At 53.3% G+C, this 20,651-nt stretch carries 5 protein-coding genes; all 5 read right to left on the bottom strand.

Translation table 11 applies throughout. The annotated features are described in order from the left end of the window. Positions 1–124: 124 nt before the first annotated feature. The 5 genes from BN1546_RS25975 to BN1546_RS28335 all read right to left on the bottom strand — a co-directional run bounded on the left by BN1546_RS25975 (position 125) and on the right by BN1546_RS28335 (position 20,380). Entirely contained in the window at positions 125–18,385 is an 18,261-nt protein-coding gene (locus tag BN1546_RS25975; RefSeq protein WP_255305626.1) for a non-ribosomal peptide synthetase, read from the bottom strand. Further along, entirely contained in the window at positions 18,372–19,349 is a 978-nt protein-coding gene (locus tag BN1546_RS28320) for a condensation domain-containing protein (protein WP_255305627.1), read from the bottom strand. Before BN1546_RS28320 ends, BN1546_RS25975 begins: the two co-directional genes overlap by 14 nt. After that, positions 19,337–19,621, bottom strand: coding sequence for a hypothetical protein (locus BN1546_RS28325; protein ID WP_255305628.1), 285 nt, complete (start codon positions 19,619–19,621; stop codon positions 19,337–19,339). Before BN1546_RS28325 ends, BN1546_RS28320 begins: the two co-directional genes overlap by 13 nt. Positions 19,622–19,650: 29 nt before the next feature. Further along, the gene (locus BN1546_RS28330) at positions 19,651–19,959 is read right to left on the bottom strand and encodes a hypothetical protein (protein WP_255305629.1); all 309 of its coding nucleotides are present in this window, start codon (positions 19,957–19,959) and stop codon (positions 19,651–19,653) included. A 172-nt stretch (positions 19,960–20,131) separates the two neighbouring features. After that, entirely contained in the window at positions 20,132–20,380 is a 249-nt protein-coding gene (locus BN1546_RS28335; RefSeq protein WP_255305630.1) for a condensation domain-containing protein, read from the bottom strand. Positions 20,381–20,651 lie beyond the last annotated feature (271 nt).

Consider the following 20,651-nt stretch of genomic DNA (forward strand, 5'->3'; position numbering starts at 1 on the left):
TTGTTACGTAGATGAGCGTTGTATCGGAAAAAGAATACTTTGCAGGCAAGGGCAGTCGGACGAAGCCGCTGCCCTTTGCACATGCAAAGTGAAATCATTGCCTTTTAGAAACCTGAAAACTGATCTAGAAAACAAAGTCGATGGAATCCGGTGAGAAGCCTTCTGCTTGTTCACCCAAGTTCACCTGAATATCGCTTAATTGCAAATCTGGATTGGCCGCAACCTGTGACAGGATCGCTATCAAATCTCCGGTTAATCGTTCAATAGCGTCAGCGCCAAACAGCTTCGTGCAATATTCAAAGGAACCCTTGATCTGCCCGTCTTCATCACTCATGGACAAGGTCAAATCAAATTTGGAAATACGATGCTCCTGCACATAAGGACTAAAGGACAACGTTTCAAGCTTCGCTTCCTGTGACTCCGTATTTTGCAGTACAAACATAGTATCAAACAACGGATTACGGCTTGCATCCCGTACTATATCCAGCTTTTCCACCAGCTCTTCCAGCGGATAATCCTGATGCTCGAAGGCTTGCAGCGTACGCTCTCGGGCTTCCAGTAGGTAGCTGTGGAACGTTGAGTTGCCCTGCGGCTGATGCCGGATGGCTAGTGTATTGACGAACATGCCGATCAGCGGCTCCAGTTCAGGTAACAAACGACCTGCTACCGGCGTACCGATGATCAAATCGTCCTGACCACTATATTTGGACAGCAGAACGGTATAGGCGCTCATCAGCACCATGTACAGCGTACTTCCGGTCTGTGCCGCCACTTGGCGCAATTGCTCAGATACATTCGGGTCCACGGTAAACTCATACGTTGCTCCCTCGAAGCTGCGAACAGCAGGTCTAGGATAAGCAATCGGCAGATCCAGTACCGGTAATTCCCCGGCTAAATGCTCCAGCCAGAACTGTTCCCGGCGCTGGTAGGACTCACGCTGCATTTCCTGCTGCTGCCACACCGCATAGTCCTTGTACTGAATGGACAACGGCTCCAAGGCCTGTCCCTCGTACAGTTGTCCCAGCTCCTGCACGATATTGTTAGACGATACCCCGTCTGAAATAATATGGTGCATGTCGTACATCAGGAGATGGCGCTCGGGTCCGGTTTGAATGAGACGGACACGCAGCAGCGGTGCCTGCCGAAGATCGAAGCTGCGTACAAAGGACTCGATATACACTTCCGCTTCGGACTCACTGGCCTGCAGGCGTTCTACGACAAACTCCACTTGATCGTAAATCCGCTGAACAACCTCGCCGTCCACCATTTCAAAGGAAGTTCGCAGTGTTTCATGGCGGGCTACTAACTGTCGGAACGCATCCTCCAGTCGATCTGCCTGAAGCGGCCCCTCTACTACTAATACACCCGGCATATTATAGCTGAGATCCCCACCTTCCAGATGGCTCAAAATGTACAGTCGTTTTTGCGCCGAGGAGACAGGATAGTAAGACTGTTTCGCGGCTGCAGGGATCACCGTATAGGTGTCTGTCCCGTGCGTTGCGATGAGCTGGGCTTGCTGCTCAATCGTAAAGTGCTGGAACACCTCACGCAGTGTCATTCGGCTATCCAGTTCCTGATGGATTTTGGCCACCAGCGACGTTGCCCGCAGGGAGTGCCCCCCCACATCGAAGAATGAGTCGGTGACGCCTACGCTGGACAGCTTCAATACATCCTGCCAGATTTGCGCTAACTTGGCCTCCAGCGGCGTCCGCGGCGCAACGTACTCCAGACCTCCTTCAAGGCGTGCTTCCGGTGCTGGCAACGCCTTCCGGTCGATTTTCCCGTTTGGCGTCAGTGGGAAACGATCCAGCTGTACCACATACGTCGGGATCATGTAATCCGGCAGCTTCGGCTGCAGCGCATTCCGCAGTTCCGGTAGACTCAGCGACTCCGAAGCTACGATATAGGCACACAGATCCTTGTGTCCGTCTTCGTTTTCCCATGCCGTAACCACGGCTTTTTGGATACCGTCCACGGTCAGCAGCTGTGCTTCCACCTCGCCCAGCTCGATCCGGTAGCCGCGGATTTTCACCTGGTGGTCGATCCGGCCCAAATACTCGATACTGCCATCCGGCAGCCACCGTGCCAGGTCGCCTGTCCGGTACATCCGGTTTGCGTAACTGCTGTCCGCCGGATCAGCGGCTGTCGCATCAGCAAACGGATTCGGAACAAACTTCTCAGCCGTCAGTTCCGGCAGGTTGAGGTATCCTCGTGCGATACCTGCCCCTCCGATATAGAGCTCACCCGCGATCCCGATCGGTACCAGCTGTTGTCGAGTGTTCAAGATGTACACAGCCTGGTTCGCTATCGGCGTTCCAATGGATACCGTATGCTCCCCTTTTTCCAGCAGTACATTCAGTGACTCTACATCTTCAATTGTATAGGCTGTTGCATCTACCGTCGCTTCGGTCGGACCATACACGTTCGTAATGACCGGGCGATATCCGGACCATTTGTGTAGGAACCCCTGTACCAGCTGCACGGATAAGGCCTCGCCCCCGATCAGGTAATGCTTCACATTCGGCGCTTCTGTCACATTGACGCTTTCGTTCAAAATATGCAGATGCGCTGGTGTGCCGTCCGACAGATCGATTCGGTGCGTGCGATAGTAGGCGATCAAATGCTCTCCGCTCAGGCTGACGTCACGGGACACCACATGCAGGGTGTGGCCTAGCAGCAAGCTGGCAAAGATTTGCTTCACTGAAGCGTCAAATACAAATGCGGACAGCCATGCGATGTGAAGCGGCTGATCATACCGGCTGTACACTCGCTCATATAAAGCGTCTACCAGATTGCCGACACTGCCTTGCTCAATCATAACCCCTTTCGGCTGACCGGTTGTACCTGACGTGTAGATCATATAGGCCAGGTTATGCAGGCCGGCGACAGGGATCAGGTTGTTTGCATCCTGTGCTCCCAGTTGAGCTTGAACGTCCTCATCGTCAAGAACGATAGCTTGTACTGTGGATGGCAAGCTCAGCGAAAGGTTGGCGGCTCTGCGGGTGATCACGACTGTTGCTCCGCTATCTTGAAGCATGTAATCAATGCGCTCCTGCGGATACATCGTATCCATTGGCACATACGCGCCCCCGGCCTTCAGTACCCCCAGAATGCTCACCAGAAGATCCGCAGAACGTTCCAGCAGTACGCCTACCGGTTGGTCTGCTTCAACTCCTTTTGCCCGTAACACCCGGGCCAATCGGTTCACCTGCTCATTCAGCTCAGCGTAGGTTAGCGCCATGTCCCCAGACACAACGGCTATCCGCTCAGGGCTGTTTTTCGCTTGCTCTTCAAAACGCTCGCTGAGCGACAGGCCTTGGAGTGTTCCACGCACGCTATGTGCGTTCGGATCATTGAACACCTTCAGAATCCGTTCGGTTTCTTCTGTCGTAATGAGCTCCAGCTCACCCAGCTTCGCATCCGGGTTCGCTGCCACGGCTTCGGCTAAGCGAATAAAGTGACGTGTCATCCGTTCAACGGTTTCCCGTTGATACAACGCGGTTGCATACTGCAATCCGAACTGGATGCCTGCCTCTTCCTCTCTGGCTTCCAGCGTCAGATCAAACTTCGCTGGCGTTTGTTCCAGGCCGTACGGACGGAAGCTCAGGTCTGCCAGTTGCAGTTCGCCCTCCTCGGTCGTTTGCAGGGTAAACATCGTATCGAATAGCGGATGGCGGCTCATATCCCGCTTCACATTCAGCTTTTCGACCAGCTCCTCAAATGGATAGTCCTGATGCTCATAGGCTTGCAGGGCGCGAACCTTCACTTCTTCCACGTAGCTGCGGAAGGTATGTTCTGCTGTCGGATAGTTTCGCAATGCCAACGTACCGACGAACATACCGAGGATCGGCTCCAAATCCGCATGCGGTCGTCCGGCAATCGGCGTGCCGACGACGATGTCCTCCTGGCCGCTGTATTGGTGCAAGAGGGCGGTATACGCCGCCAGCAACACCATATACAGCGTAGAGCCGGTGTGCGCAGCCAGTTCTTTCAGACGCTCGCTTACTTCGCGTTCCAGCCCAAACACCACGGTATCGCCTGCCGTACTTCGCACCGCCGGACGGGCAAAGTCTGTCGGTAGATCCAGCACAGGCAGTTCACCCCGGAAGGTATCGAGCCAGTAGGCTTCCTGACGCTGCATCCATTCCTGATGGGCTTCGCTTTGCTGCCATACGGCATAATCCTTGTACTGTATCCGCAGTGGCGGGAGCTCTCCACCGTCGTACAAGCGGACAAATTCTTCAGTCAGTACCCCCATCGACACACCATCCGAGATGATGTGGTGCATATCGAGCATAAGCAGATGTTGAGATTCCTGCTCTACTCCCTGGACGCCCAGATCCACCAAGCCTACTCGCAGCAGCGGCGCAGCTTTGAGATCAAACGGACGGACAAAGCGACTCACCAGCTCCTGCACTTCCTTGCTGGCCATCGTGTCTGTATCCGTAGTCACACCCTCTGCTTGTAGCTTCGTATATTCCACCTCGAACGGTACCTTGTCCTCAATCCATTGCATTGGCTCACTGTCGATCAGATCAAAGCGGGTACGCAAGGATGCATGACGGGCGATCAGTTGACGGAATGCATGTTCCACCCGCTTCACATCCAGCGGACCGCTCACTTGCAGCACCGACGGCATGTTGTAGTTCACATCATGCGGATCGAACTGATGCAGCACATACAGTCGCTTTTGCGCCGAGGACAGTGGATAGAAGCTGCGCTCTTCCGTTACCGGAATAGAGGCATACGTCACTTGATCCAGCTGTTCCAGTGCAACGGCCAGTTGCTCAATCGTTGGTGCTTCAAAAATACTGCGCAGTGGAAGTGGCTTGTTCAGCTCTTTGTGAATCTTCGAGGCCAGTGTCGTCGCCCGCAGGGAATGTCCACCAATCTCGAAGAAGTTTTCCTTCACGCCGACCTGCGCCAGGCCCAGCACGTCCTGCCAGATTTGCGCCAGCTTCACTTCCACCCACGTCCGCGGTGCGACATAGTCGGCTCCGCTTTGCAGGCTGCCTTCTGGTGCTGGCAGGGCCTTGCGGTCGATTTTACCGTTCGGTGTCAGCGGCATTTGTTCCAGCTGTACCAAGTACGAAGGCACCATGTAGTTTGGTAGCTCCTCACCCAGTAAGCTTCGCAGCTCACCCGCACTCACGTCACGTTCGGCAACAAAGTACGCCACCAGTTGGTTTTGTCCCTGCTCGTCCGCCTGGGCCAGTACGATGACCTCTTGTATGCTCTCTACTTTCAAAATTTGTGCCTCGACCTCGCCCAGCTCGATCCGATAACCCCGGATTTTCACCTGATGGTCGATCCGGCCCAAATATTCGATGTTGCCATCCGGCATCCATCTTGCCAAGTCACCCGTACGGTACATTCGTTCATAACCTGCTTCGCCAGCCGCAAATGAATTCGGTACAAATTTCTCAGCCGTCAGCTCTGGACGATCCAGATAGCCGCGAGCCAGACCTGGACCGGACACGCACAGCTCACCCGCTACGCCTGTTGGAGCCAAGTGTCCATGTACATCCACCATGTATACCCGGTGATTCGGTACAGGGCGTCCGATAGAAATCAGCTGTCCTGCTCTCTCATCCTTGGATACTGGCCAGATGGATGTCGCCACCGAGTTTTCAGTTGGACCGTACCCGTTGTAGTACGCTACATGATCCTTCCACTTGTATACCAGCTCTGTTGAAGCGGCTGAACCGGCAGTGATCAGAATACGCAGGTTTGGCATCCGTTCTGGCTCCAGATAGACGGCATAGGTCGGTGGTAATGTCGCTATCGTAATCTGATGTTCTGTCATGTAATGCTCGAATCTCTCATAGTCCAAAATCGTCTCTGACGTTGGCATGTACAACGTGGCACCACAGAACAGGGCTTGGAATATTTCCCAGCAAGCTGCATCAAACGAATAGCTGGCAAACAGCAGTGTATGATCCGACGCGCTGATCTGGAATTCCTTATCAAAATACGTTTTCAGATTACACAGACCGCGATGCTCCAGCATAACCCCTTTCGGCTGTCCCGTCGTACCTGACGTATAAATCACATACGCTAGATCGTTCGGACCAGACAACGACTCCAGATTGGAGCCATCCTCGTGATACACACTCGGTGCCCCACTCAGCACCAGCACGTTTCCATTGAAAGATACCTTGTCTACCAGATGGCTTTGTGTCAACAACAACTCTGCTCCCGAGTCGTCCAGCATGTAGCGGATACGCTCCTCCGGATACGTTGGATCGATTGGAACATATGCGCCCCCAGCTTTCAAAATGCCTAACATACCCACAATCAAGTCTACCGAACGCTCGGTCATCAGACCCACCAGCCGATCCTTCGTCACGCCTTGACTGCGTAAGGTACGAGCCAGACGATTCGCACGTTCATTCAGCTCGCGATAGGTCAACTGCTCTCCTTCGAAGTACAGCGCTGGCTGTTCCGGTGTCTGCACGGCTTGTGCTTCGAACAAGCCATGGATCGTTTGATCGCTTGGATACTCAGCAGCTGTATCTCCCCATACACGGAGAATTTGCTCGCGTTCCTGCTCGCTTAACACATCCAGCTCCTGCACTTGAATGTCCGGCTGCGCTACCACCTGCTCCAGCAGCTGTACCAGATGACCCTGCGTCCGTTCCACCGCTTCCCGATCATATAACTTCGCATTGTATTCGAATCGGATTTTCATCGCTTCCTGCGGCATGACGACCAGATTGAAATCATAGTTCGTTTGTTCAATCATCCCTGCATTGCTGATGACAAAATCCGATTCCGCACCTTCGCCAAGCTGCTCGACCTGCTCCTCCACCGGATAGTTTTCAAACACGATAATGTGCTGGATCAGCTCTTGCTTTTGCTCGGTCAAGGCTTGAATTTCATACAGCGGATACGTTTCATAATCTTGAGAAGCCAGCGCCTGCTGCTGATTCGCTCTAATCAGGTCGGCAAAGGTGTCCTCAGCCTTACTACGGATACGTACTGGAATGGTGTTAATGAACAAGCCCACCATGTTTTCGATCCCTGAAATATCTGCCGGGCGACCCGATACTACACCGCCAAAGACGGCGTCGTTACTACCGTTGTACTTTTGAAGCAGTAAGCCCCATGCCGTTTGTAGGAGCGTATTGGTGGTCACGTGATACTGCTTGGCTACCATTTCCATGCGTCCTGTCAAATCCTTACCTAGGTCGCACAGCACATGCTCAAATTGTTCACCCTCGGCTTTCGCGCCTACTTTGCCGGTTGGAATCGACGTTTGCTGATCATAGCCCAGCAAATATTCCTTCCAATATGAAGCGGCTGCTGCTACATCTTGAGCTTCCAGCCACGCAATATACTGACTGTATGGAGTCACCGGGGCGAGCTTCGGTGCTCTATGCTCTACGGCTGCAAAATAAACCTCAAACACTTCATCCGTTACCAACGCCACACACCAGCCATCCATTAGGATGTGGTGAGAGCTCCAGACAAAGTAATAATCCTCATCCCCGGTCCGCAAAATCGCCACGCGCATCAACGCATCCCGGGATAAATCAAATCCGGCGGCCTTGTCCTTACGAATAAATTCCTGCACATACGCGTCGCGTTCCTGATCTTCCAAATGACGCAAATCCTCATATCTAAAACCAACCTCTTTATGGCGGAAAATCACCTGTACGGGCTCATCCTGCCAGCCGCTAATGAAATTAGCTCTAAAGATCTCATGCCGCTGCGCCAGTTGATTCAAGCTATCTTGGAAAATATCGGCCTGGAAGCGTCCGCGCAAATCAAAGGTCGTTTGTTCAAAATAAGCCCCTGATTCTGCATCCATCAGACTATGAAACAACATGCCTTTTTGCATCGGTGTCAAGGCATATACATTTTCCAGTTCCCCGATGTCACGCGTCCGTTCGACCAACTGATCCAGCTCGGCCAAGGTTACAGGTTTAAGCATCACATCACTTGGCGTCAGTTCCTGCTGTTTGCGACCCGCGCAATGCGCGATGATTTCCTGCAGGCTGGTTCTGAGCGCTTCGGCTAGCTGTTCCATCGTTTCCCTGCGATATTCCTGATGGCTGTAGCTGATCGTCAATTGCAATTGACCTTCCGAAATCAGTCCGTTCAGATCCAGCGTGTGCGATCTGGCTGCATGTGCGCTAAGCTCGGCACCACTAGCGTAAGGAGACACGCCAATGGATTGATGTTGCATATCCTGGTCAAATTGTCCGAGATAGTTAAAGCTGATTTCAGGTTCGGTTCCAAAATGCGCTTGCTCACATGCTGCAGACAGGTATCTCAGCATCCCGTAGCCAATGCCCTTTTGCGGAATCCGGCGTAGCCCTTCTTTCACCTGTTTGATGTGCTGTGAAAGGTCTTGCCCTGCGCTCATATCCAGCACAACCGGGAACTGTGTCGTAAACCAGCCCACCGTGCGCGTAATATCCAGCTCGGGCAAAATGGACTCCCGCCCATGGCCTTCCAGGGTGACAAGCACGCGTTCAATCCCCGCCCAGCGATGAATAGCCGTGCCAAGTGCGGTCAGCAGCAAATCATTCATCTCCGTGTTGTAGGCACGATGCGCCTGTTTTAACAACTGCTCCGTTTCCTGAGCCGTCCACGTAACAGTCATGAGCTCGCTGTCTTTATTTAAGGATTGCGGTTGTGGTTGGTCTTTTGGAAGCGGCTCATACGCCCCCTGTTCCACTTCCTGCCAGAAGGAGAGCTCTGCTTCCATTGCTGGACCGTTCGCATAGTGAGACTGTGCCTCAGCCCAAGTGTGGAACGAATCCGTTTTGTGCGGAAGACGAATCGGTTGTCCGTTCAATGCCTGTTCATAGGCTGTCGTAAGATCCTCGAACAAAATGCGCCAGGATACGGTATCCACCACTAAGTGATGAATAGCCATTAGCAAATGATCTCCATCGGGGCAATGGAACAGCCCCAGCTTCACCAGCGGTCCTTCGCTTAAATGAATCCCCGCCTGAATTTCATTTGCTTTAGCCTCGATCGCCGTAGACACTTCAGTCTCATGGCTGAAGTTTATACGTTCCAGCGTATACAGCTCGCCCTCACCCACCGCGCGGTTCCAAGCTTCATACCCGTGCTCCGTAGGACGGAAAACGATCCGCAGCGCATCGTGATGGCTAACGATGTGGTCCATCGCTGTGCGCAGGGCCACTTCATCAAAACCGTCCTGGCTATGCAGCATAATGGACTGGTTATGATGATGAGCATCCGTCAGGTTCTGCTCAAAGAACCAATGCTGAACAGGTGTCAGCTTCACAGTGCCCACCACTTGGCTCTGATCTGCCAATCTTGTCACCGATTGGACTTTCAGCACCAAGGCAGACACCGTCGGATGACTGAACAGATCTTTCATCTCCAGTCGATAACCTGCTTGCAGCAAGCGGGACGAGACTTGCAGGGCTTTGATCGAATCGCCGCCCAGCTCGAAGAAGTTATCCTGCGTGCCTACGGCTTCTACGCCGAGCACTCCGGCCCATACCGCAGCCAGTACTTGCTCCACCTTCGTACGCGGGGCCACATAAGCTGCTCCCGTATGGATGCTGCCTTCCGGCTCCGGCAAGGCCTTGCGGTCGATTTTGCCGTTGCTGGTCAGCGGGATGGTCTCCAGTCGCATCAGACGTGCAGGCACCATGTGTGCTGGCAGTCCGGCTTCCAGCTCGGTCTGTACTTCCTCCATCCGCAGCTCGGCTTCTCCCGTGATGTATCCACACAAATACTTGTGTCCACGCTCGTCTGTCCGATCGATGACCACGGCTTGACGCACACCCGGCACCCGCTGGATCGCCGTTTCAATCTCGCCCAGCTCGATCCGGTAGCCCCGGATTTTGACTTGATAGTCCATCCGGCCGATAAAGTCTACATTGCCGTCCGGCATCCACCGCGCCAAGTCACCTGTGCGGTACAGTCGTTCACCTGGTACGTACGGGTTCGCTACAAACTTCTCGGCTGTCAGATCCGCACGGTTCAGGTAGCCTAGTGCGACCCCGATGCACAGTTCGCCCAGTACGCCGATCGGCACCGGATTCAGCTGACTGTCCACAATGTAGAAGCGTGCGTTCAGCCACGCCTGACCAATCGGCACATGGCCACTGCTTGGCAGCTTCGATAGTTCTTCGTCATAGAAGCTGGAGTCAATCGCCGCTTCGGTGACGCCGTAGCTATTTATTATGCGGATATTCGCACCAAATCGTTCTTGCAGCACCCGGTAATCCGTCACGCTGCAGCTGTCCGAGCTGGTGATCAGCAGTTCCAGACTGCTCATGTCCAGCCCCTGTTCATGCACATGCTGCATAAACGGTACGATCAGGGCTGGAGTCGATTCGAACACGGTAATCTGATAATCGCGAATCCATCCGTACAGACGGCTTGGATCAATCCGGTCATCTTTTGGACAAATGACCATCGTGCCCCCGTTATAGAGCGTCCGTGCAATATCCCCGACGAACACGTCGAAGGAGAAGCTGGCTAGTTGCAGCAGTCGTACCGGGAACTGGTTCAGACGGTAATCCCGGCGATACGCTGCAGCCGTATTCACCAAGCTGCGATGCTCAATCATGACGCCCTTCGGACGTCCGGTTGTGCCAGAGGTGTAAATCACATACGCCAGATCGTGCGGTTCATTGATCGGTTCAACATCCGTCGTATCCCCGGTGTACAGTGACTCATCGTCCAATGCCAGTACGGTATGCAGACGCAACCCTGTTGCCGATTCGGATGCTGCTTCGCTGTCAGACTTCGAATCTGCTGTTCCATTTAGGTTTCCATGAAGAGCACCTGATTCCATCGTTTCAGCGCCAGCCGCTGTTTCCAGCTCACCCTCAGTCTGCCCTTCGACCAAGGCCTGATCGCTTTTCTCCAGCCATGCCTGGGCACGCTCCTGCAAACTGGTTTGCGTGAGCAGCACCGTCACACCGCTATCCTCCAGCATGAAACGAATGCGTTCGGACGGATAGTCTGCATCCAGCGGCACATATGCGCCTCCAGCCTTCCATACCGCCAAAACGCCGACCAGCATGTCTACCGAGCGTTCACTCCAAATGCCGACAATCGATTCGCGTCCGATACCTTCATTTCGCAATCTACGCGCCAATTGGTTCGCACGCTCGTTCAATTTCCGGTACGTAAGCTGTTGCTCCTCGTACACCACCGCCACGTGATCTGGTACAAGCTGGGCCTGTTCTTCCACGAAGGCATGGAACAAGACATCTGCTTCAGCAGCAACATCCGATACGCCTACATCTCCAAAACCATAGATGATTTGTGCTTTTTCCTCGACAGTTACCATATCCAATGCGGCCAGTGGCTGCTGTGGATGCAGTGTAATGGCACGTACGAGTTCGGTAAAATGCTGCGCAAAGCGCGCGATAGTCTCAGGTTTGTACAGCGCCGTGCTGTATTCCAGACTGCACAGAATGCCTTCTGGCTGCTCTACGGCATCCAAGGTCAGATCAAATTTGGACGTATGATCGTCCGTTGGATACGGCTTGAAGGTCAGCCCTTCCAGCTCGAACTCCTGCTGCTCAAATGTTTTCAGCTCAAACATTGTGTCAAACAGCGCATTCCGGCTCGTATCCCGCGTTACATTCAGCTTTTCAACCAGCTCTTCAAACGGATATTCCTGGTGCTCATACGCACTGAGCGCATGCTCTTTGACCTCTTGCAAGTAGTCCAGGAACGTTTTGTCACCAGACGGATAATTACGGATCGCCAGCGTGTTCAGGAATACGCCTACCAGGCTACTGAGCTCCGCATGTGGTCTTCCGGCAATCGGCGTGCCGACGATGATGTCCTCTTGACCCGTGTATTTATGCAAGAGTGTGCTATACGCTGCAAGCAACACCATGTACAAGGTGGATCCGGTTTGCGCGGCCAGCTGCTTCAACTGCTCGCTGTCCTCCATGCAGATCGCAAACTCAAATCGAGTTCCTTCCAGACGCTGTACAGCGGGTCTTGTAAAATCCGTTGGCATATCCAGTGCCGGAATTTCACCAGACATGGTGTTCAGCCAATAGCTTTCTTGCGCACGAAGACGTTCACTTTGCATATCTGCATGCTGCCAAACGGCATAGTCCTTGTACTGAATACGCAGTGGCGGGAGCTCCTTGCCTTCGTACAATTGAGAGAACTCCTGCACGATAATTCCTTCTGTGACGCCATCCGAAATAATATGGTGCATGTCATAGAGCATAACGTGACGCCCCGGTCCGTTTTCGATCAACTGAACCCGCAGCAACGGGGCTTGTGCGAGATCAAAGGCACGTACAAAGTCCTGTGCGTACTGCGGTGTCTCTTCTTCGCTTGCTTGCACATACTCCACGCTGAATGGGACGTTAGATTCAATCCGCTGAATCACCTCGCCATCCACCATCTCGAATCGGGTTCGCAGGGTTTCATGACGGGCAATCAGCTGGCGGAAGGCTTGCTCCAGTCGCTCTTTATCCAAGGAACCTTCGATAATCAAAGCTCCTGGCATGTTATAGCTAACCTCTCCGCCTTCCAGATGACTCAGCACGTACATCCGTTTTTGCGCCGAGGAAACGGGATAATATTCGCGCTCCTCCGCCACAGGTATGGATACATACATTTGCTGGGTCTGATCTTCACCCATCACCTGTACCAATTGCTCAATCGTCGGATATTGGAAAATATCTCGCAAGGCCAGCTTGTGATTCAGCTCCTGATGGATTTTCGCCATCAGTGTTGTAGCGCGCAGAGAATGTCCTCCCACTTCAAAGAAGTTATCCTGGATGCCTACCCGCTGATGATTCAGAACGCTTTTCCAAATACGTACCAATTGTTCTTCCAGCGGTGTCCGCGGCGCAACATACTCCGTACCTCCTTCGAGGCGCGCTTCCGGTGCTGGCAACGCTTTGCGGTCAATTTTTCCGTTTGGTGTCAGCGGGAATTGATCCAGTGGTACGACATACGTCGGGATCATATAGCTCGGCAGTTTGGGCTGGAGTGTGCTGCGCAGCTCCGGCAAATTCAGCGCCTCCGAAGCTACGACATACGCGCACAGATCTTTGTCTCCGTTTTCGTTTTCCCAGGCGGTGACGATGGCTTTCTCAATGCCATCCACAGTCAGCAGCTGCGCTTCCACCTCGCCCAGCTCAATCCGGAAGCCCCGGATTTTGACCTGATCATCCATTCGGCCGATAAAGTCTACATTGCCGTCCGGCATCCACCGCGCCAAATCGCCTGTGCGGTACAGTCGTTCGCCCGGTACGTACGGGTTCGCTACGAATTTTTCCACCGTCAGGTCCGCACGGTTTAGGTACCCCCGTGCGACCCCGGCTCCGCCGATGCACAGTTCGCCCAGTACACCGATCGGCACCGGATTCAACTGGCTGTCCACGATGTAGAAACGGGCATTCAGCCACGCCTGACCAATCGGCACATGACCGCTGCTTGGCAGCTTCGACAGCTCTTCGTCATAGAAGCTGGAGTCAATCGCCGCTTCCGTGACGCCATAGCTGTTCATGATGCGGATATCTGCGCCAAACCGCTCTTGCAGCACCCGGTAATCCGCCACACTACAACTGTCTGAGCTGGTGATCAGCAGCTCCATGCTGCTCATGTCCAGCCCCTGTTCATGCACATGCTGCATAAACGGTACGATCAGGGCCGGAGTTGATTCGAACACGGTAATCTGATAATCACGAATCCATCCGTGCAGACGGCTAAAATCAAGTCGGTCGTCTTTCGGACAGATGACCATCGTGCCCCCGTTATAGAGCGTCCGCGCCATATCCCCGACGAACACGTCGAAGGAGAAGCTGGCCAGTTGCAGCAATCGTACTGGGAACTGGTTCAAACGGTAATCCCGGCGATACGCCGCAGCCGTATTCACCAAACTGCGATGCTCGATCATAACACCCTTCGGACGTCCGGTTGTCCCGGACGTATAGATCACATACGCCAGATCGTGCGGTTCATTGATGTGATCGACGTCTGTCGTATCTCCCGTGTACATCGACTCGTTGTCCAGCGCTAATACAGTATACAGACACAGCTTTGTTGCCGATTCAGATGCTGCTTCGCTGTCAGACTTCGAATCTGATTTCAAGCTTAAGCCTTCATTCAGGTTGTCTCTTTCCATCGTTTCAACGCTAACCGCCGTCTCCAGCTCACCCTTAGCTTTTTCATCGCCCAAAGTCCATTGGCTTTCATTCAGCCATGCTTGTGCGCGCTCCTGCAATCCCGTCTGGGTCAACAGTACCGTCGCACCACTGTCCTCCAGCATGAAGCGAATGCGTTCGGACGGATAATCCGCATCCAGCGGCACATATGCGCCTCCAGCCTTCCATACCGCCAATACGCCGACCAACATGTCTACCGACCGTTCACTCAGAATGCCGACAATCGATTCGCGTCCGATACCTTCATTTCGCAATCTACGCGCCAATTGGTTCGCACGCTTGTTCAGTTTCCGGTACGTAAGCTGTTGCTCCTCGTACACCACCGCCACGTGATCTGGTATAAGCTGGGCCTGTTTTTCCACAAAGGTATGGAACAGGGCTCCTGCTTCAACAGCAACATCCGTTACGCCCACTTCTCCAAAACCGTAGATGAGTTGCTCTTGTTCCTCATCGGTTACCATATTCAAAACTGCCAGTGGCTGCTGTGGATGATAGGCAATCGCTCGAACAATTTCCGCAAAATGCTGTGCCAATCGCGTCATGGTCTCCCGCTTGTACAGCACTGTGCTGTATTCCAGACTGCACAGAATGCCTTCTGGCTGCTCTATTGCCTCCAAGCTCAGATCGAATTTGGATGTATGATTATCCAGTGGATAGGAGTTCAAGCTCAGCCCTTCCAGCTCGAACTCCCGCTTCTCCAACGTTTTCAATTCAAACATCGTGTCGAACAGCGCATTCCGGCTCGTATCCCGCGCTACATTCAATTTTTCAACCAATTCTTCAAAAGGATAATCCTGATGCTCATACGCACTGAGCGCATGTTCCTTGACCTCTTGCAGATACTCAAGGAACGATTTGTCGCTGGATGGATAATTACGAATCGCCAGCGTGTTAATGAAGACACCGACTAGATTACTGAGCTCCGCATGCGGTCGTCCTGCAATCGGCGTACCGACTACAATGTCCTCTTGGCCTGTGTATTTGTGCAAGAGTGTGGTGTACGCAGCCAGCATCACCATATACAGGGTAGAGCCGGTCTGGGCAGCCAGTTCTTTCAGGCGTTCACTAACCTCACGCTCCAGTACAAATTCGATCGTATCCCCTGCCGTACTCTGTACCGCTGGGCGAGCAAAGTCCGTAGAGAGATCCAGCACAGGCAGTTCCCCTCGGAAGGTGTTCAGCCAGTACGCTTCCTGACGCTGCATCCATTCCTGATGGGCTTCGCTTTGCTGCCATACGGCATAATCTTTGTACTGAATCCGCAATGGCGCCAGCTCTTCACCGTCATACAAACGGACAAACTCATCAGTCAGGACCTCCAGGGACACCCCATCTGAGACGATATGGTGCATATCGAGCATAAGCAGATGTTGGGATTCCTGTTCTACTCCTTGAATGCCCAGATCCACCAAGCCTACTCGTAGCAGCGGCGCAGCTTTGAGATCAAACGGACGGACAAAGCGCCGCACCAGCTGTTGCGCCTCTATGTTGACCCTGGTGTACCTATCTGTAGTTGTGTCCTGATCTATATCCGCAGTCGCACCCTCTGCCTGTACCTTCGTATATTCCACCTCGAACGGTACGGTGTCCTCGATCCATTGCATTGGCTCACTGTCGATCAGCTCAAAACGGGTACGCAAGGTCGCATGGCGGGCGATCAGTTGACGGAATACATGTTCCACTCGTTTCACGTCCAGCGGACCGCTCACTTGCAGCACCGACGGCATGTTGTAGTTCACATCCAGCGGATCGAACTGATGCAGCACATACAGTCGTTTTTGCGCCGAGGATAGTGGATAGAAGCTACGCTCTTCCGTTACTGGAATGGACGCATACGCCACCTGATCCAGCTGTTCCAGCACAGCCGCCAGTTGTTCAATCGTTGGTGCTTCAAAAATACTGCGCAGAGGAAGCTGCTTGTTCAGCTCTTGGTGAATCTTCGAGGTTAGTGTCGTCGCCCGCAGCGAATGTCCGCCAATCTCGAAGAAGTTTTCCTTCACGCCAACTTGTGCCAGGCCCAGCACATCTTGCCAAATTTGCGCCAGCTTCACTTCCACCCACGTCCGCGGCGGGACATAATCGGCTCCGCTTTGCAGGCTACCTTCCGGTGCTGGCAGTGCCTTGCGGTCGATTTTGCCATTGGGACTCAGTGGCATCTGCTCCAGCTGTACAAAGTAGGACGGCACCATGTAGCTTGGTAGTTCCTGCCCCAGCGCACTTCTCAGCTCGCTGGCACTGATTTCTTGCCCCGCGACATAGTAGGCCACCATGTGTTTTTGTCCCGTTTCATCTGCACGAGCCATGACAATCGCTTCTCGTACCGATTCCACTTGGAGCAACTGCGTTTCGACCTCGCCCAGCTCAATCCGGTACCCCCGGATTTTCACCTGATGGTCGATCCGGCCCAGATATTCAATGTTCCCGTCCGGCATCCATCTCGCCAAATCGCCGGTACGGTACATCCGCTCATACCCTGCTTCCCCGCCAGCAAACGGATCTTTCACAAATTTCTCAGCCGTCAGCTCCGGACGGTTCAGATAACCTCGAGCTACGCCGACACCGCCGATGCACAGTTCACCTGCCACGCCAATTGGCTGCAATTGCTCCGTGCCTTCCTTCACGATGTAGAGACGAATGTTTTGAATCGGTTTTCCGATCGGAATAACCGCATATTCCTCTGACGGCTCGCAATCGAAGTACGATACGTCCACCGTCGCTTCGGTTGGGCCATACAGGTTGACTAGCTTCGCTCCGGCTAGGCTCGACACGAGCCGCTGGAACCGGGCCACATGCTGTGGCGGCAACGCTTCGCCACTGGCAAAGACATGGCGCAGTGTGCCTAGCTTCGCTCGCATCACATCCCGCGGCTGCTGCTCCACATATTCCAGGAACGCATGCAGCATGGCTGGTACAAAGTGCATCGTACTCACGCCATCGCGGGCAATCGTGTCGACGATGTCTTCCGGGTTCTTTTCCCCGCCGACCGACAGCAGGCTTACCTTTGAGCCGACCATCGACCACCAGAACAGCTCCCACACCGACACGTCGAAGGTAAAGGCGGTCTTTTGCAGAATCGTATCTTCCACGCTTAGGCCATACCGATCATGCATCCACAAAATCCGGTTTAGCACGGAATGGTGTTCCACCATCACGCCCTTCGGTTTTCCGGTGGAACCGGAGGTATAGATCACATAGGCCACATGGTGCGGTCCGGCCAAGGGCTCCAGATTCGAGCCATCTTCGTGATAGATGTCCTCACGGTCCAGCACCAGCACCCGGCCGTCGAAACTCAGCGATGCTTGCTCCGCCAGATGCGATTGCGTCAGCACTAGCTTCGCGCCCGAGTCCTCCAGCATAAAGCGGATGCGGTCGGCCGGATATTCCGGATCGATCGGTACATAAGCTCCGCCTGCCTTGAGGATCGCGTAGATACCTACGATCATGTCCAGCGAACGGTGAAGCAGAATGCCCACCGGCTGATCCGGTTCCACCCCTTCCGCACGCAGCGTCCGGGCCAAACGGTTGGCTCGCTCGTTTAGCTCACGGTAGGTCAGCGACTCTTCACCGCACAGTACCGCGACTTGCTCCGGCATGTTCGCGACCTGCTGCTCAAACAGACTGCTTAGTGTCTGATCCTGCGGATAGGCTGCCGCTGTATCTCCCCATACCTGAACGATCTGTGCCTGTTCTTCCGGTGTCACCAATTCCAGCTCATTCACACGGATATGCGGATTGTTCACGATTTGCCCGATGACATGCAGTACATGTCCCTGCATCCGCTCGATCGTAGACCGGTCGTACACATTCGCGTTGTATCTGAACATGATGCGGAAGGTTTCATCCGGCATCACAATCAAATCCAGATCATAGTTCGTCTGCTCAACAACCTCTACATTCGTAATGTCAAATGCAGACGGACGAACTTCACCCAACTGCTCGACTTGCTCCTCTACCGGATAGTTTTCAAATACCATAATGTGATTAATCAGATGCTGCTTCTGCTCGGTCAGCGCCTGAATTTCATACAGCGGGAAGCTGTCATATACCCCCGAAGCCAGCGCTTGCTCCTGCGTGTTCCGCATGATTTCGACAAACGTGGCATTTCGTTCACTTTGAATCCGAACCGGAATCGTATTAATGAACAGACCGATCATATTTTCTACGCCAGCAATATCCGTCGGACGTCCAGATACGACACTGCCGAATACAACATCTTCATTGTTATTATATTGCTGCAAAAATAACGCCCCACACGCTCTGCATCAGCGTATTGATCGTGACCTGCTGCTGCTTTGCAATCCGGTACATGGCTTCGCTCCACGTTGGATCCAGATCTACCGTTACTTTTTCAGAAACATATTCGCTGGCTTCGCTTGCTGTCGAGGATACCGCATGTTCCCTGCTGTCCGTCACGTGGTCTTTCGATGCAGTATCCGATCCAGGCAGCAACGTCTGCTGTTCAAAGCCCGCCAAATAGTTGCTCCAATACTCTTTTGCCGCACGTTCATCCTGACGCTCTAGCCACTCGATATATTGGCCATACGGTGTGATCGGAGCCAGCTCCGGCTGTTTCTGCTCCAGCAGCGCAAAGTACGTACCAAACACCTCACCCGTAACGAGCGATAAGCACCAGCCGTCCATGATAATGTGATGGAAGCTCCAAACCCAGTGATACGTTTCTTCATCGGTCTGCCATACCTGTACGCGCATGAGTGCATCCGTACCGAGATCAAAGCCCCGAGCCTGATCCTCCTGCTTCAACGCCTGGATATACGCCTGTTGTTCTGCTTTCGGCATTCCGCGTACATCCTTGAAGGACAGATCGCTATCTTTGTGACGGAACACCAGTTGCAATGGCTCCTGACCGTGTCCGGTCTCAAACCGATGGAAATTCGTCCGCAGCGCTTCATGACGCTGTGTCAGCAGATCTAGGCTCTTGCGGAAAACAGCAACATCGAAGCTGCCTTTTTGATCAAACGAGGCTTGCTGGAAGTATGCACCTGAGTCGGGTTCCATCAAGCTATGGAACAGCATCCCTTTCTGCATGGGAGAAAGAGCATACACATTTTCCAGTTCACCCACAGAAGCCGTTTGCTCCGTTAATTGCTCCAGTTGTTCCAACGACAAGCCTTTGAACAAGACATCGCTTGGCGTTAGTTCGCTCCGCTCTTGGGAGGCACAATGCTTGATTACTTCCTGCAAGCTTTCCGTAGCAGCCGGGCAAACTTCTCTACATTTTGCTGATGATATACTTGGCTGTCATAGCGAATTTCCAAGGTCAGCACGCCTGCTGTAATCATGCCGTTCACATTCAGCGGCTGCTCCAGCACGGTATAACCACTCATCGGTTCTCCGTCCGTATGCGAAGACAGCACGATGTCACTCTGTTCCAAATCCTGATCAAATTGTCCCAAATAGTTAAAGCTGATCTCAGGCTGCAGATTCAAGGAAGGATCGGCATTATCCGAAGACATATACTTTCAAAATACCGTAACCAATACCCTTATGCGGCACATGACGCAGGTCCTCTTTTACCCGCTTGATGCGCTGCCCTACTTCCGCCTTTCCATCGACATCCAGCAGCACGGATACTGACTTGTAAACCAGCCCACGGTACGTGTAATATCCACATCTGGAACAATAGCTTCCCGGCCATGCCCTCCAGATTGACCAGCACACGCTTTTGACCGCTCCAGTTGTACAATGCGCTGCCGAGTGCGGTTAACAGCAAATCATTGACCTCCGTATTGTACGCACGATGTGATTCCTGAAGCAGCAACCGGGTTTCCTGTTCGCTCCAAGCTACGGTCACCGTCTCACTATCTCTGACCCAAAAGGCTGTCCTGCCGCTTTGTCTCGATCCTTAGGCAGCGATGCAACTTCCATGTGAGCAAGACGCTGCCAGTATTCGCGTTCGTTTGTCAATGGCCGGACTGTTCGCATATTGAGACAACCGCTCTGCCCAAGCAGAGAACGAATCCGTTTTATAAGGCAAGCGAATCGCTTCTCCCCGAACGCCTGTTCATATCCAGTCGCAAATCTTCAAACACAATCCGCCATGAGATCCCATCTATAACCAAATGGTGAATGGCAATCAGTAAATGATCTCCATCCATGCAGCGGAAAAGTCCTCCAGCTTCACAGCGTCCTTCATCCAGATGAATGGAGCTTTGGATGGCCATTGGTTTCATCTCAATTGCGCCGGCTGCCACTCTGCCATGTTTTTGCCACATCCGTCAACCTCCACAACGTCCAGACTGTACAGCTTCGCCTTCGTTCACACTGCGATTCCACGCTTCATAGCCCTGTTCCTCTGACGGAAGACCATACGCAGCGCATCATAAATGCTTCTCATCTGGTCACCGTGCGATGCAATGCGCCTATGTCGAGCCTTCTGCTCTATTCAGCATCAACCGACTGAGGTTAAAATAGTGCGGGCTCTGCGATGGCTTGTCCAAAGAACATTGCTGAATCGGAGTCAGCTAAACACTTACGCGTTCGTGA

Source organism: Paenibacillus sp. Mc5Re-14, assembly GCF_001049835.1.
GTDB classification, from domain to species: Bacteria; Bacillota; Bacilli; order Paenibacillales; family Paenibacillaceae; genus Paenibacillus; species Paenibacillus polymyxa_C.

Coding starts and splice junctions, on each gene's coding strand:
- BN1546_RS28325 (WP_255305628.1), bottom strand. CDS start 19,621: ATGTCTTCGGATAATGCCGATCCTTCCTTGAATCTGCAGCCTGAGATC.
- BN1546_RS28335 (WP_255305630.1), bottom strand. CDS start 20,380: ATGTGGCAAAAACATGGCAGAGTGGCAGCCGGCGCAATTGAGATGAAA.